The sequence below is a fragment of the Ureibacillus yapensis genome, from assembly GCF_003515775.1.
GTDB classification, from domain to species: Bacteria; Bacillota; Bacilli; order Bacillales_A; family Planococcaceae; genus Ureibacillus; species Ureibacillus yapensis.
In genome coordinates, this window is record NZ_QWEI01000010.1 from 38,056 (window position 1) to 53,931 (window position 15,876).

The window sequence follows — 15,876 nt, forward strand, 5'->3', positions numbered from 1 at the left end:
ATATGTATTTTTCCAATCAGCCCCGCCAAGTCCAGTTTCCATTTGATTATACGGCACATCGCCCGCTTCCAAAGCCTGTTGGATATCCCGATTATTTGGAATTTGCAGTTAATCCGCCTGTGTTTCCACCAGTCAATCCGGACATGCTGCACCAATCAGCGAATGACTCAAACCAATTAATGAAAGATGCCAGCATTCTTCTTGATCAATTATCAACATCCAAAAGTTTCGGCAGGCAATTAATGGACCATGCCCAACGTTCTGAAAACGCGCAGGTTTCCCGTTTGATAAAATCCCTCGGTCTAACCTCAGAGATAAAAGTGTCTTATAACCCTGATAACATTCGAATACAGCTACGGTCAAAAGGTGCAGAAATGGTAATTTCCTTGAGATGGCGTTAAGGTTGATGTTAATGTGCTCATCTTTTTCCCTAAACTCCTTGATGATTAGTCACCTGACTAATCATCAAGGAGTTATCTTACATGAATTAAAGCCGTAAGAAGTTGTAGAGGAAACTCTAATAGAATGCCTGCCTTTATAGAAATTTGAATTAATTGGTAAATTTATTCTTGACCACACCACCCATTAAGAATAAAGTAATGGTTAGTAAGTACTATAACGGCGAAATTTCTTAAATTTGTGGAGGGTAATTATGTCAATTGGAAAGAAAATATTAATTGGTTTTATGACGATACTATTAATTATGATTGTTTCAATGGGGGTTGTTCTCGCAGAGTTAAAGAAGACAAACAAGCAAGTCGAACAGGCATTGGAAGAACAAGTGAAGCAAGTGATGTTGGCAGATGATATTAAATTCAGCATTGCCATGCAAGGCATTTCTTTACGGGAACTGGTTGTGATCGGCAAACCGGAAGTTCAAGAAAATCTTCAAACGTATCACGATCTTTTATCTACTTACATAATGGAATTAAATAAAACAGCACCTACGGGAGAATTAAAAGAATACAACGATGCGATTAACTCCCACTTTGAACAATTCAATCAAGGTTTAGAGGAAATGGAAAAGCTGTATCAAGCTGGCAACTTGGAAAAAGCAAACGAAGTGATTATGTCTGACATCGTCACCGCCAATAAAGGGATATTGGAAAATGCAGAAAAAGTTAAAATGGTTCAGACCAGCAAACTTGATAAATTAACCGAAGAAGCAAAAAAAACTGCTGCGATGGCTACCAGTATCACAATGGCTGCAATTCTCATCGGTATTTTGGTTGGAATTCTGGTTTGGGTTTTTGTCCGCCGTTCCATTACAAAACCGCTGGCTACACTGGTCGATGCCGTTCAGACGATTGCCGAGGGTGATTTAACAAAAGAAAACCTTCTTTATCAAGGAAAAGATGAAATTGGCCAGCTTGCAATCGCCTTCAATAAAATGAAAGCTAATTTACAATTCATCGTTCAAAGAATTCAGACAAACACAGAACATTTAACAAATGCAGCCGAGGAGCTAACAGCAAGCACGGAAGAAACAACAGCAACAACAGAGGACATCGCAGGTCGTATTACGCAGACATCGAAGCTCGCTCAAAGTTCCGCAATTTCTTCTTCGGAGAGTTCTCAGGCTATGGATGAAACGGCAGCGGGAATCCAAAAAATCGCTGAATCTGCCCAAGTCCTGAATCATCAAGCAATAGATGCATCGGAAACTGCAATCTCCGGCAGCAAAACTGTTGAGCATGCCCAACAGCAAATGGATACCATCAAAGAATCAACCAGTTTCGTCAATGAATTAATTGAAAAGTTGAGCAAACAATCTGATGAAATAGGAAACATTACAAAAGTGATTACAGACATTACCGAGCAAACTAACTTGTTGGCCCTGAATGCGGCAATTGAAGCGGCTAGAGCCGGTGAGCATGGAAAAGGCTTTGCGGTTGTGGCAGATGAAGTCAGAAAACTTGCAGAAGAATCCAAACATTCGGCTTCCAAGATTGTAGAGCTGGTTGAAGCAATCAAGGAAGATACAAATAATGTACAAAAAGCAGCCAACAATTCCCTGCTTTCCGTTGAAGAAGGGGTTCAAATTATTGCTGAATCCGGCGAAGCATTCCAATCAATACAACAAGCCATCTACACAATTAATGACCAAATCAGCGAAATCTCGGCAGCTTCCCAGCAAATCTCCGCAAGCGCAGAAGAAGTGGCAGCATCCGTTGGGGAGATTTCCAATAACGCCGCCAACTCCGCGCAACATACCGAAACCATTGCTGCATCCGTAGAAGAGCAAGTTGCAACCATGGCTGCCGTGAATGAAGTAGCCGTAGATTTGGCCACTAAATCAGTTGATTTAAAAGAGCTGATCAAGCATTTCAAGCTATAGAAAAAATGAATAATAAAATTAAGACATTACATTTTTTACGTTCAAAAATGTAATGTCTTTTTATTGATGATTCAACTAGTGGCAATAAAATCGAGGTTATTCCGCTTCCCCTGCGACAGTAAATCGCTTATTCAAATGTTTGGCATTTTCGATTTCATCCACTAATGCAATCGCGTAATCAGCATAACTGATGTAACTTTCACCCTTTGAATTTACAAGAAGGTGATCCTCACCTTCTTGATAAGAGCCTGTTCTTTTTCCTTCCGCATCAAAAATGGCTGCTGGGCTAATAAATGTCCATGTTAAATCGGTTGTCTGAAGCAATTCTTCCAAGTTTCGCCCCTGTCCTTTGGCTGTTGGTTTGACGAAATCCGGAAACTCCGGTGTGTCAATTAAACGAACAGTTTTGTTTTCATCAACATATAGGCTACCGGCGCCCCCTACAACAATTAGCCGTGTTTTCGTTCCCTTAAGCGCTTTAATCAAAGTATGGCCGGCATCTACGTGTGCTTGTTCTTCTCCAAGCGGCGCACCAAAAGCATTTACAACTACATCAAATTGCAATAGATCTTCTGTTTTCAAATCAAAAACATTTTTTTCAATAATTGCTGTATTGTGATCCGTTAATTTTGATGCATCCCTTACAATCGCTGTTACATCATGTCCACGGCTAACAGCTTCTTTCAATACGAGGTTTCCTACTTTACCACTTGCTCCAATAATTCCAATTTTCATTTACATTGCCTCCGTCAGTTTAGATTTAATTGCTTCCTATTATTTTACGAACAGCAGGAACTACCTCTGTTGCCAATAGTTCAATATTTTTAACTACTTTCTCAAATGGCAATCCACCAATATCTACCTGTGCCAAAAAGCGTGTATGGCCGAACAACTCGTATTGACGATGAATTTTTTCAACAATCTGTTGGGGGCTTCCTACAAACAACGCTGTATTTGGAGCAGCCATCTGTTCAAACTCGCCTCTTGACATTCTTGTGCCGTATCCGCGCTGACGATTTACATAGTACCAGTAATTCGAATAATACGGGTAAAACTCATCCTTCGCTTGCTGTGTCGTTTCGGCGATATAAGTATGTCCTGTTACACCAACATTCAATGTGTCCGGCAAATGCCCAGCTTCTATGCCTGCTTGACGGTAAAGATCGACAAGCGGTTTGAAACGTTTGGGATCACCGCCCAAGATTGCCAAAGCCATTCCCACACCAAACTTTCCGGCACGTACGGCACTCTCAGGCGTTCCCCCAACCCCAATCCAAATCGGAAGACGCGGTTGTATAGGACGTGGTGAAATCTCGGCTTCATGTAAGGATGAACGGAATTTTCCCGACCAAGAGACCCGCTCATTTTCATTTAATTTCAAAAGTAATTCCATATGCTCGGTAAACAATTCATCGTAATCGTTTGTACTATACCCAAATAGAGGGAAAGATTCGATAAATGCCCCACGCCCCGCCAGAATTTCCGCACGCCCGTCCGAAAGCAAATCCAGTGTTGCAAAATCCTCAAATAACCGTACCGGGTCAAGTGTACTTAATACACTTGTGGTGCTTGTTAGCTTAATATGTTGCGTTTCCCTTGCAATCGCTGCCAACACAACCGCCGGAGAGGATACGGCATAATCTAGCCGATGATGCTCACCGACACCAAATACATCCAACCCCGCTTTGTCCGCAAGCTGAGCTGCCTTCATTATTTCATCCATTCTTTGTTTAGGACTAACCGTAAATCCTGTTAGTGGATCCGGTCCAAGATCCGCCAATGTATATATGCCGATTTCAAAGTGCCCCTTATTGTCCTGCTTCATCCTTTCCTCCTATCCGGAACAAACACAACGATTGTGTTCCTTCTAAATTAAAAATAACTTTCTGTTCCTCATTTTATTCAACAGCACTTTACTTACTTTATGTAACTAAGTTTATTTATGTAATTTCATTTTGTCAAGAAACTCTATTTACTTTTGAAACCTTTTTCATTTTTGTTATAATATACGTGGTCTTACCTGGTGGGAGACCACGGTAATAAATTGCGATTGAAACTCTCGCAAACATCCAACAACAATCGGAGGTCAAGAAAATGAAAGTAGCAGCAATCGTAGGAAGCATTCGTCAGGATTCATATAATTTGAAACTTGCAAAACATATTCAAGCGCGTTACGCGGATCAATTTGACGTTGAGATTTTGGATTTAACTCCCCTTCCAATGTACAACCAGGATATCGAATTAGATCCACCTCAAGAAGTTCTTGATTTCAAAGAGAAAGTAAAAGAAGCTGATGCAGTTCTGTGGGTAACACCTGAATACAACGCTTCCATTCCGGGAGTATTGGGGAATGCGATCGACTGGTTAAGCCGCGTGGATAAAGTGATGATTGGCAAGCCATCCATTATTATGGGCTCTTCAATGGGTAATTTAGGGTCAGTAAAAGCACAAATGCACTTACGCGATATTCTTTTTGCCAGCGGACTGAATTCTCCAGTGCTTCGTGGAAATGAAGTATATGTGGGGGCTGTACACCAAAAATTCGACGAAAACGGAAACTTGGTAGATGAAGCAACAATTGCATTCTTAGACGGCGTTATTGCGAACTTCCAGGATTGGATGAGACAATACGTATAAAACAACAAGTCCGTGTCCGAAAAGTTATGATAACTTCTTGGACAGGGACTTATTATTGTTTTAGCTTTAATTTTATTAATTAGTATAAAACCGTAATTTTGAACTAATCTTGAAAAATAGTTATAACGTACCATTATAAATAAATAGAAGTACAGCTCAATATAATGGCTATTCTTCCACATGTAACATAACACCGCTAACCATTCATCGCCTACATACTTGGCAAAGTGCTTTGAGGATTAAGTTATCGAAGTTATCTGCTCTTCGGAATCGGAAACGGTTGCTTCTGCCTTTTTTGATTTCCTATCAGTAAAGAAGATGGCTAACGCTGCAATAACGCCTGGCAAAGCAAATACCAAAAAATTAGTTTGTAAAGTTAGTGTTGAAGCTAGTAGATACCCTCCTAGCATAGGACCTACAATTCCCCCAATACGCCCAATTCCTAATGCCCAACCTAAACCCGTAGAACGCATAGAGACAGGATAGAATTGAGAAACATAAGAATTGGAAAGGTTTTGAGAACCTATTGTTGTTGCTCCAGCGATGGCCACCAATAAGTATAAAAGGAACATATTCGTCGCAAACCCCAAGCTCAATATTGTAATCGCTGCAACAATATAGAACATAATAAGCATTCTTTTAACTCCAAAGCGATCCGCTACCCACCCCATAAGAATGGCGCCGACTGTTGCTCCAACATTTAATGCGAGGAGAAAACTTAAACTCGATCCAAGTGGAAATCCTGCCTCATTCATTAATTTTGGCAACCAAGTGTTTAATCCATAAATCATAAGAAGTGACATGAAATAGGCTAACCAAAACATAACCGTTGAAAATGCCCTACGGTTAGAGAATAAAGATGTAACTGTCGAAGTAGACTTTTCAATCCCATTCAAAATGAATTGTTCATTTTCCGATGGTTTGTATAATGGATTTACTTTCACAAGCAATTCTTTCAGCTGTTTATAATCTTTTTTTACTAAATAAGTTCCCACCGAATCAGGCAGCGTACGTGCCAAAAGAGGGAGAAGTAATAAAGGTAAAGCTCCAAAGAAAAATACAGAATGCCATCCAAAATTCGGGATAATTACGATACTAAGAGTAGCAGCCAGAACTCCTCCTATTGAAAAACCAGCCATTATTGTAGCAATCATACGGCTGCGTGTTCTTTTAGAAGAAAAGTCACTGATCAGACCGATTACATTAGGCATAACTCCCCCTAATCCCAACCCCGTTATAAATCTACAAAGTCCAAATAGTTCAGGGCTTTTAGCAAGTGCAGCAAAACCAGCAAGGAGCATAAAGAGACTAAATATAAAAGTGCAAATCAATATGACTTTTTTTCTACCGATTCTATCTGCAATTGTTCCAAAAATTAGTGCTCCTAGCATCATTCCCATTAAAGCATAACTACCAATCATCCCTGTCTCAACTGGAGTTATACCCCATTCTTTCATGATGCTGGGCACAACAGCTCCATAAATCGTTAAATCATAACCATCAAAAACCATTATTAATGCGCCCCAAAAGAGCAGCATACCATGAAACTTATTGAACTTTGAGCTTTCAATGATTTCCCCAGCATTAGTTACCTGCATCTATGAACACCCCTTCAATTTTTATAAGCAATAGCGTTCATTACTATTAAAGTAATCTGTATTACTTCCTACTTTCAGTTATGAGGTAATTCGTTGTTGAATCATTTCATCATTGTCCTAGTTCTCTTAAGCATTCTCCTGTCTAAATTGTGGAGTATGCTGTGCCATAAGTTTGGTTTGCACGATAAATTAAAGCCTTCATAATAATTTCCGTTAACCCAAGGGAAACAATTACTGGCTTATTATAGAGCAGGTTATCTTTAAGTTTTTTAGGGTTGTGTAGTTTTTACATTCTTGCCGATTTTAGTAGAATTTTTAGTTGAAGTCCCAGACAGCAGCTCATTCTCGCAACTCAGTTCATAAGCCTTTGCGTTTCACCATAATTTGGCCAGCTCGTGTAAACCCAAAAATCTTATTGCATTTTGACCAAGTATTAACTTCGCATCCTCTTCTGATAGCGCTTCCAAATCATCTACTACTTTCCCAGAAGGCACTTCCCTTAGTAAAAATGGATAATCTGATCCTGCGATAATTTGTTTAGTACCGAATCTTTCAATCATATATTGAAGATTTACAGGGTCATAAACAAGCGAATCATAATATAGTTTCTTCGCATAATAACTTGGTGGTTTTTCCGTTTGTCTAATGTCCGGCCACACTTCCCAACCTTTATCCATTCTCGGCAGAAGATATGGTAAGGAACCGCCGCCGTGAGCAAAGCAAAGTTTAAGATTTGGAAGTTTATCCAGCATTCCGCTCATAATAATGCTTCCTGCTGCAAGTGCCGTCTCAGAAGGCATTCCAATCATATACATAAAGTTATGTCTAGGCATTCTTTCTCCGCCCAACGTTGCCCAGGGATGTACAAAAAGCGGCACATTCCATTTTTCCGCAGCTTCAAAAAATGGAAACAAAGAGCTGTCATCCAGATTAAGGCCATCGACATTTGAACCTATTTGAAGACCTTTTAATCCCAATTGATGAACCGCTCTATCCATTTCTTGAATAGCGATTTCTACACTTTGCAATGGAACTGTTCCCAAACCAATAAATCGATTTGGAAATTCCTGCACTACAGAAGCAATAAAATCATTTTGAACTTTTGCGAGTTCTAAACCAGCTTCAGGATTTGCCCAGTATGAAATTGTCACCGGGATAGGCGATAACACTTGAATATCAATTCCTTCTTTATCCATATCGGCAATTCGTTTCTCCGCATCCCACGCTTGATCGGTAATTTTTCGAAATGTCTTCCCTTTTACCATAATCTCGGCGCCGCAATCGCATGTTTTGATCATCGTCGGAAAACGCTCATCTCCATACTTTGCCGCCAAATCTGGAAAGTCTTCTGGTATAATATGCGTATGAAAATCAACGCGTAATTTTTTTTCTGACAACAAAAACATCTCCTTTCCCTTAAATACTTGCATACTCTGATTACCATTTTAAAATCAAGAGGCATTTACTCATCTTGTTGTATAGGTGAAATGAGATAGATAGAATTCTAAATCCATCTCATTTAATAGACTGTTTTTGGTGACTAAAATGAATTACAGGAATTTTGTTCCGTAAGCAAAGTAAGACTCCGGTGCTTTACTCCCCCACATATCAAGACCCAGTGGGCCAGCCTCAGGTCCCCACTCAATCGGTTTCCAATCCGGAGCAAAGATCAAGAATCCTCCCGTCCAGATTTCAACCCTATGTCCGGATGGTTCAAAGACATAAATAAATTGTGCACCGCTCGTTCCATGTTTTCCAGGACCCCATTCGATTTTAATATCATTTTCGGCCATTAAGTTAGCGGCTCTAATCAATTCATCCGGTGAATCTAAATAGTATGCCAAGTGATGGAATAGTGCGCCATTCTGATTCGAGTTACGCATCAAAGCAATTTCATGTGCAATATTCGTACGGCTCAGCCATGAACCCAAACGAACATTTTCATCATTTTGAATGTAATAGCGGTGGTGAACGCCTAACAAATTTGTCCACCATTGTTGCTCCTTCGCCACATCATTGACTAATATATTCACGTGATCAAAGCGTCGGGGAGATACTCCCTTACCTGTGTATTTACTAGGATGACTAGGAAGTTTTGAGGCTGTAGCAGGATCAGTGTTCACAAACAATTCCTTCTCCCAATATAATTCAATCGGTAATCCGGCAGGTGATCTAAATTGGAGTGTGTCACCTTGTCCTTTTTTAGTCCCGCCTTCAATCCATTTGAACTCCATGTTCATGTCCTTGAACTGTCTTTCAAAAGCTTTCAAGGATTCAGGTGAACTTACCCGCCAAGCAATCTGCTTAACACAAGAGACATCCGATTTATTAAGAACCAACGTATGGTGATCAAAATCTTGCCAAGCTCTTAAATAGACTTTGTCCCCCTCATTGGCTGATACATAAAGACCCATCACTTCTGTAAAAAACCACAATGATTTTTCTAAATTCGTCACTCCAATTTCTACGTGACCAAGATGGGCAACACTTGTCATTTGTTTTTCCAGTTTTTCTAAAAGTGATTGTTCATGATTAATCGTCTCTTTTGAAATACTCATCGTTACATATCCCCTATCTCCAATTTTATTTTTATGAAAAAATCAAATGCCTATTAGCAAGCTTCGTCGCAGTCAAAACATATACGATCCGCAGACGCTTTTATCAAATATATGCTGTTTAAAGTTAAATAATAAATTGCCATTCTCACCTAAAATAACTCCAAATAAAACTACTAAGCCCTATTGAAAATTGCTAATTCCCTCAACTCCACCAAGGTATTTTTCTTCCATACTCTCTACCGGACGACAGTTAAATTCCTGAATTCTTTTTTTCCTCTATAACAAGACCCCTTCATCGTTTTGATTTTTCAAACTTTTCTAAAAATTAAGATATCATCACATTATTTCATGTACAACATCATTGTTCTTCTATACGCAACAAAATAATAATTATTTTTTATTTTATAGAAATTTGACGATTATAAAGGAATTAGTAAGTTTCAGTACTTAATGTTCTTTGTTTAACTAGTTAACAACAAGCTGAAACTTGTTTATCCGTGAAGAATCTTATTACTATAAGTTTCATAAAGATAATTTTTAAGGAACTTCGGGGGGGAAACTCATTTGGAACTCTCACTTTGTTTACACAGGGAAAATAATTCGGTACGATCACAGTTCTCGAACCAAAGCAGTAAATCCATTCCAATAAAATCAGAGCATCCTACACCATGCTTTGCATGCAAGCTGAATTGTCGATTCCATTAGATTAAGAAGATAAAAAAGATGCTATTTGAGCCAAAAAAAGGTCAAATAGCATAACGTTTATCAATCTATTGAGTCTACAAACTTTTAAACGGATATCTTTCATCCCTTTTTCCCTCATCTCGATTCAGCGCAAAAAGTCTCGTTGAAATCTCCAGCCTTTTTAGAATTTATTCTCAATAAAAAAAGGAAGTCAACGAGTAATAACGTTGACTTCCTTTTTCTAAATTTCTATGACGTCCCAGGAGGGATTCGAACCCCCGACCTAGTTAAAATATATGTCGACAAACGTTATATTTAAATATAATTCAGTATTACAGTTCTCGAACTCTGACCGAGTTAGATATATTATATTATATTATATTATATTTCGTGCTTACTCAACAAGCTGAATATAATTAAATTCACTTAAACAGATCAATGCTACTTATATTTTATTCACTTAATCGTTGCGAGGGTAGTCATAATGTTATACAGTACGCGATTAACATTTACTTCAATTACTATGCTTTCTACTATTAGAAAAAACATAACCTACATTATATTCATACTGAATTTGAAGGTTTCAAAATATTATTTAGTTTTAATATTTTATTAATAGCTAGTACAAAGAAAAGAAGAACTCTACCCAAAAACAGGTGACTATAGCAACCATTAATTTGTTTTACGGTGATTTATTAATATATGTTCTATTCCTATTTCTTTAACAAGAACTAGTATATATATAATGAATTACTAAAATTTTATATAAGCCAGTTTAAAATAAGGTGAATTTTATTATAAGGTAAACTTTTTACTCTTATAACCTAACCAGTGCTTATTTTCTCCATCAAATCGATCCTTTAAATCTAATAGATCAACTCTAGGAGTATCAACTCCCACTACCGCTTCAAGATTATAAATAAAATTTCCTGCGGTTCCTCTCCTAACTACTATCCATAAAGTATTATTTTCTATGTCGTAATAACTATATTTTATACGAGCTGTTTCTCTTTCAACCTCTTCCCACTTCAAAGTGTCTGGAATTATTTTCTTTACTTCTGCAAAAAAGGTTCCAGTTTCAATCCAGTTATCTACTACTTCTTTTGAGCCTATTAGTTTTGGCTTGTAGTATTTACCATCTCGTAGTTTATAATAAAGATATGTTTTTTGCCCTGAAATTAATTCATTTTCAAATAAAGGACTTAAAACCCCATTAGGAAAGCATACTAGACTAAGTGAGTCTCTAAATTCATTCCTATCCAAACTAAAGGATTTATTATCATCATAGTAAATAGCTTTTAGAAAGTATGATAATACAGGTAATGAGCCGTTATTGTAAGTGTCGTATTCTGGCAAATTACTCTCAACCTCTAAACCATATTCCTCGTGTAAAATCCTTACATGCCTAAAACTTGTTTGGTTAGGCAAATACTGTAACCATTTTATATCTCCACTATTAGTTTTTGCATTTATTGTTTTTGCATCTATATTAATTATTGCATCCTTCGTTACTATTCCCATATCACCACTTACTGGTGATGGATATATATCAACAATTAAGTCATTTTCTATTAACTTCTTATATAGAAGGTGACGCATAATCCTTTCAAATGGTACTTTAAATTTATTATTATCCCACTTCCTATGTAATACTTCATAATTTTTAATTATGTATGCTTCAGAATCTTTTAAACTCTTCTCGAATTCCTCTGAAGAAAAAATCTCCCATAGAAAATTGAAATACTTTTTTTCTAAATTGAGCATTGCAATTTGTTCAGCGGTATATGTTTCCATTCTCTTTTGAATTGACACCTATTATATCCCCAATCAATAAAATTTATGGCATTTCTCACGTTAATAATATTATCAAAATATCATCAGTTAGTTATTTATTATTTAATACTGTTTGTAACCAGTTATTATCTATTGAATCATTATGAACTAATCTTAATTCTTTAAGCAGTAATACTATATCTAACCTTAATTGGGTAACCGTCTCCCTTTAAATTGGATATCGTATAATAAAGGTTAGGGTAAAGTAAAATGCCCCCTAAAATCAAATCCACCATCTTTTGATAGTCTTGTTTGAGTTATTGAATGCGTAACATCTTTTAACTGTTTAAAAAGTGCTACAGTAACTGCTTCAAATTCATAGGATTTTAATGAGATCAATTGTTCTAAGATTTTTTCATCCTCAGATCCTTTTACTGGCAACCCCTAACCCTTACTCCTTATATGACTCTCCTATACTCGTAGCTTATCTACTTTTCCAAGTTTATAACTCCTCCAGGCAAGAGGGGACATCTTATCTAACTGTTCTACCTGTTCAAATTTTTGACTTCTTGCTCTACTATGTAGCCTTGAAATATTTACTTCATCATTATCCAAGAATTGTAAGGTGGCATCTATAATTTTTTATAGGTAAACCAGTCTCTTTATCTACAAACCATGTAAGTTCTAACTTTTCAAAATACATAAGCCATTAAAACTTACTATACCTTTAGGTGGCTTAGAGAAATGAAGGATTGGGGGTAAAACACCATAGTTCCCCTCTAATACAGAATGATTTATAAGATCTAATATTTGATTCCTTCACAATCATAAAATTTCTTTACTTTATTATACTTTGCATCCCCCCAATAACGAAGAAAAGTCTATTATGTCATTCCAAGGATTTCCCCCTTAGGGAGATGTATTACTTTTACTAAAATTAGGTAGGCATACCCGTGAATCTATTAACAAATTTTAATGGTCGAATTCCTGACATGTTTCTCATTCCACGTTTTGTATATTAATTCACCTTAAAAATCATCCTCCTCCTTAGTTATAGCACCCTTATCAATCTTGTCCTATAGGATATAGTTTCCCCTCTTTTGAAACTTTCCTTTTGTTATTGTAATTAAGAATAAGCGTTTTTTAAGGTTACTTCTGCAAATAGTAAGTTATTTATTACCATTTTTACAACAATTTCATTAACAAACTTATAACAAGTGTACTTATACTCTAATGGTTGTACTTCTACCCAATCTAATAATAGTTGTGGTTCCACCCCATCACTTTCAAAAACTAAAATTCTTTCATCATAAGCTCTACTCCCAAGTTCAGGTAATGTTTCATTTGTGATAATGAAGTAGCTCGAGAATTCATTTATCTCTTGTTTATGCATGTCATTAAGAAAAGAATAGCTTAGACTAACTGAACATGAAGTACTTTCCTCATCAACATAATATCCTTCAGATATTTCCCATACTAAATGCCCAATAGCTAATTTGGCCAATACATTTAAAATTTGATTATGAAATTTACTTACTTGACCTGAACTTATACTATCTCTAATGTTATTTACTATATCAACATTTCTCTCGTTCTCTATCCTTGACATTATTTCTTCAGAAAAAGAGTATTCTGATCCATAGTGTTTTTGCTTTAATAATTGAACCAGAAGTGAAACTACTAATTCATCATTTGAATAAGAATTATTACATTTTATGCAGGCTGGTAACGTTGGAAGATTCTCTGGAAAAGGCTTATTCAGAAAAACCTTTGAAGGAACATGGTCCCTTGTTCCTGACTCTTCTCCGCAATATATACATTCTGTATAGGCGTTTTTAGAATATACAACTCTATTACGCAATCTATCGTCAGTCACCATTGCAATTATGTATTTTCATTTAATTCACCCTTATATGTTAGATCCAAATTCCACTTCGAATAAATCCAAGCATTTGTCTTGTAATAATTATTAAGTTTAATAATTATTTTTATATGACTTTAGTTCTTTTAAATATAAAAACATCCTCCTTTTTCCCTAAAATCAAGTATATCAAATGTTGCTCGTTTGACCAAATATTCCCCAGTTTTAATATCAGCTATATTCAGAAGGAAGATAACATCATGTTTTCCTTAGTACCAATTGACATTGGAAAATATACATTTTCAGAAACAATCAATCACGCAGTGAAGTAAATTATCGGAACCCTATACGTTGGAATATTAGAAGACTTTTTGAAGGAGACAAATTTATCTTTTTTACTAAAATCTCCACACATGTACTTTTTACCAGTGATTAAAACCTTATTATTAGGATGCCTGGACATGATTCGGAACTGGTAACGGAGTGTGAACATAACTGACGTACAAAATCGTTCTAATAAATATGCAAAAAACAATGCATACATAGGTTTTCAAAAATTAAATTACTTTTGAAATTAATACCAGAATGAGTTGGCCGAAAAACAAGAAGAAAGATTGATTTTTTCTAATGCCTTTCAACAATACACGTACTAGATTGGTGACAAGGCGGTTGAAATCCAAAAGCTATTCGCTGAAGATAGGAAGATAATTGAAGATAAGTGCTACGCCAACATGATGCATTTTAAGAAGCTGTATGTTGATGAAATACTGAAGCAATCTGAATATTTACGTGAACTAGGTAATATTGATTCACAACTTCAACAGGTTCTGATTAATGCTGGCCGTCAGAAGAATATTTATCCTACCTTAGAAATTAAATCCCCTTTTAATCCAACTTACAAAAATCAGTATAACGGTGTTTATCTTCAGCTTTCATTAGGTGAAATTAAACGACTTATAACCGGACAATATACAGAGGATGATGTGGACTATCTTAATAAATTTGCTAATAAAAAAGTTTTGTAAGTTGCATGTCTGAAATTTATTCTCCTTCCGTTATCAAGTGTAGAGAAGATTTTGATTCTCTATCTGGTAAGGGAAGGAGAATTTTTTTGTTTATTAAAAATAAAATAGGGAGGGATATTTATGCTACTCGATAATAGGACACTAACTAAAGTTAAAAGATTGTGTAAAAATAAATGTGCGAATTACATAGATGGTAATTGTCTTTTAACTGAGAGTGAATGTGACTACTTCACAAAATACGGTAACTGTATTTCTTGTGATTGGTTTGAAGAAGCTGTTCTACCTAACGATCCAGAACTTCAAACAGCTTATGAACATCTGCATGGAATCAGTTACAGGGAAAATGAAGATTGTTATGAAGTTCCTGTTACGCATTTCAGCTACAAACCTTGTAAACGCTGTGAAAAGCAATTTAAACCTACTTCAAGAGTAACCGGTATTGCAGTGCTTTTTGTAGAAAATCTAGAAAACAAACATACCGGAAGTCGAATATGAAACGTAAGTAATACAGTCTAAATAACAACAGTTTTAGTAGTTGTAAACCTTCTGTATCAAGGACTAGATAAACTAAGATTCATAAATTAATAGTTTTGCCTCGATATATCATTTTCTAATTAGAAAACTGTTGTTCAACTCGAAATGTCTGAAATGAATTATCTTATCGTTATTAATGAGAAAGGACTAATAAAAATGTTCCTTTCAGCTATTAAGAAAAACTAACAAAAAGGTGGAAACATAAAATGCTAAAAGAATTAGATTTACAACTTGATGAACACGAAAATTTATTACAACAAATCGCTTTTGATAGCGTTATTTGAATAACTGCTAGAGAAGTTCTTCGTCTACGTGATCTTAACCGTAACCATGTTTACGAATATTGCGACATTATAAAGTCAAAATATAACTCCGCATTAGAATTATTAAAATTACAATTTTGTATTGATGAAGATACTGAAGTTGCATTAATGTTATATATCACTGCGATTCTTCATGAGTTTCCGGCGGAAAGACATCAACCTGATGCACAGTTTTTCATAGAGTAATTGAGAAACTGCCTTTGGTAGTTTCTTTTTTACTTTTACTTGCATATTTTTATGAAACCAATTTATCATAAAGCCAGAGTTGAGGACAACGGCTTGGCGCAAAATGACTGCCTACATTTCTGAAAGTTAATAATCTGAGACATAGACAGTGATTTGCATCTTGTTTATTTTTACATGAATCCGTCATTTGAGGTATCCGTTTATGTATGACCTTGTTAAATGCGTTCTCTCGAACAATACACCTACTAATCTACTTCTGTCAGCACCATTCAGACACAATAGCAAACAAGGATACTATTTCTTGTGTCCTAGACTTAGTTATTGCATCGGCTAAGTCATAACCGGTCAAGTTTATTTTA

At 36.1% G+C, this 15,876-nt stretch carries 13 protein-coding genes; 5 read left to right on the plus strand and 8 right to left on the minus strand.

Annotation, left to right across the window (positions count from 1 at the left end):
• The first annotated feature begins 2 nt into the window (after nucleotides 1-2).
• Together D1B33_RS15205 and D1B33_RS15210 are read left to right on the plus strand one after the other, a co-directional pair.
• Nucleotides 3-401 (plus strand): YuzC family spore coat inner layer protein, encoded by a 399-nt coding sequence (locus tag D1B33_RS15205; RefSeq protein ID WP_118877256.1) that lies wholly within the window; start codon nucleotides 3-5, stop codon nucleotides 399-401.
• A 251-nt stretch (nucleotides 402-652) separates the two neighbouring features.
• Nucleotides 653-2,338, plus strand: coding sequence for a methyl-accepting chemotaxis protein (locus D1B33_RS15210; protein WP_118877257.1), 1,686 nt, complete (start codon nucleotides 653-655; stop codon nucleotides 2,336-2,338).
• A gap of 96 nt (nucleotides 2,339-2,434) precedes the next feature.
• Here D1B33_RS15210 and D1B33_RS15215 read toward each other — a convergent pair whose 3' ends face one another.
• Nucleotides 2,435-3,073: an NAD(P)-dependent oxidoreductase gene (locus D1B33_RS15215; RefSeq protein ID WP_118877258.1), complete on the minus strand. Its 639-nt coding sequence runs from the start codon at nucleotides 3,071-3,073 to the stop codon at nucleotides 2,435-2,437.
• A gap of 25 nt (nucleotides 3,074-3,098) precedes the next feature.
• Nucleotides 3,099-4,163: an LLM class flavin-dependent oxidoreductase gene (locus D1B33_RS15220; protein WP_118877259.1), complete on the minus strand. Its 1,065-nt coding sequence runs from the start codon at nucleotides 4,161-4,163 to the stop codon at nucleotides 3,099-3,101.
• Between the two features lie 269 nt (nucleotides 4,164-4,432).
• Here D1B33_RS15220 and D1B33_RS15225 point away from each other — a divergent pair, with 269 nt between their 5' ends.
• Nucleotides 4,433-4,975: an NADPH-dependent FMN reductase gene (locus D1B33_RS15225; protein WP_118877260.1), complete on the plus strand. Its 543-nt coding sequence runs from the start codon at nucleotides 4,433-4,435 to the stop codon at nucleotides 4,973-4,975.
• 239 nt (nucleotides 4,976-5,214) lie between these two features.
• Here D1B33_RS15225 and D1B33_RS15230 read toward each other — a convergent pair whose 3' ends face one another.
• The 6 genes from D1B33_RS15230 to D1B33_RS15255 all read right to left on the minus strand — a co-directional run bounded on the left by D1B33_RS15230 (nucleotide 5,215) and on the right by D1B33_RS15255 (nucleotide 13,449).
• Complete coding sequence (locus D1B33_RS15230; protein WP_118877261.1) at nucleotides 5,215-6,573, minus strand: MFS transporter; 1,359 nt, start codon at nucleotides 6,571-6,573, stop codon at nucleotides 5,215-5,217.
• A gap of 374 nt (nucleotides 6,574-6,947) precedes the next feature.
• The gene (locus D1B33_RS15235; protein ID WP_233549503.1) at nucleotides 6,948-7,970 is read right to left on the minus strand and encodes an amidohydrolase family protein; all 1,023 of its coding nucleotides are present in this window, start codon (nucleotides 7,968-7,970) and stop codon (nucleotides 6,948-6,950) included.
• Nucleotides 7,971-8,123: 153 nt separating this feature from the next.
• Nucleotides 8,124-9,131, minus strand: a complete 1,008-nt coding sequence (locus D1B33_RS15240; RefSeq protein WP_118877263.1) for a VOC family protein — start codon at nucleotides 9,129-9,131, stop codon at nucleotides 8,124-8,126.
• 1,479 nt (nucleotides 9,132-10,610) lie between these two features.
• The gene (locus tag D1B33_RS15245) at nucleotides 10,611-11,627 is read right to left on the minus strand and encodes a hypothetical protein (RefSeq protein ID WP_118877264.1); all 1,017 of its coding nucleotides are present in this window, start codon (nucleotides 11,625-11,627) and stop codon (nucleotides 10,611-10,613) included.
• A gap of 216 nt (nucleotides 11,628-11,843) precedes the next feature.
• The gene (locus tag D1B33_RS15250; protein WP_118877265.1) at nucleotides 11,844-12,029 is read right to left on the minus strand and encodes a hypothetical protein; all 186 of its coding nucleotides are present in this window, start codon (nucleotides 12,027-12,029) and stop codon (nucleotides 11,844-11,846) included.
• A 685-nt stretch (nucleotides 12,030-12,714) separates the two neighbouring features.
• Nucleotides 12,715-13,449 (minus strand): hypothetical protein, encoded by a 735-nt coding sequence (locus D1B33_RS15255; RefSeq protein ID WP_158583002.1) that lies wholly within the window; start codon nucleotides 13,447-13,449, stop codon nucleotides 12,715-12,717.
• Nucleotides 13,450-14,180: 731 nt separating this feature from the next.
• On the opposite strand from D1B33_RS15255, the gene D1B33_RS15260 reads away from it, so the two are divergent.
• Nucleotides 14,181-14,474, plus strand: a complete 294-nt coding sequence (locus D1B33_RS15260) for a hypothetical protein (protein WP_118877267.1) — start codon at nucleotides 14,181-14,183, stop codon at nucleotides 14,472-14,474.
• A 120-nt stretch (nucleotides 14,475-14,594) separates the two neighbouring features.
• The gene (locus tag D1B33_RS15265) at nucleotides 14,595-14,969 is read left to right on the plus strand and encodes a cysteine-rich VLP protein (protein ID WP_118877268.1); all 375 of its coding nucleotides are present in this window, start codon (nucleotides 14,595-14,597) and stop codon (nucleotides 14,967-14,969) included.
• The last annotated feature ends 907 nt before the right edge of the window (nucleotides 14,970-15,876 follow it).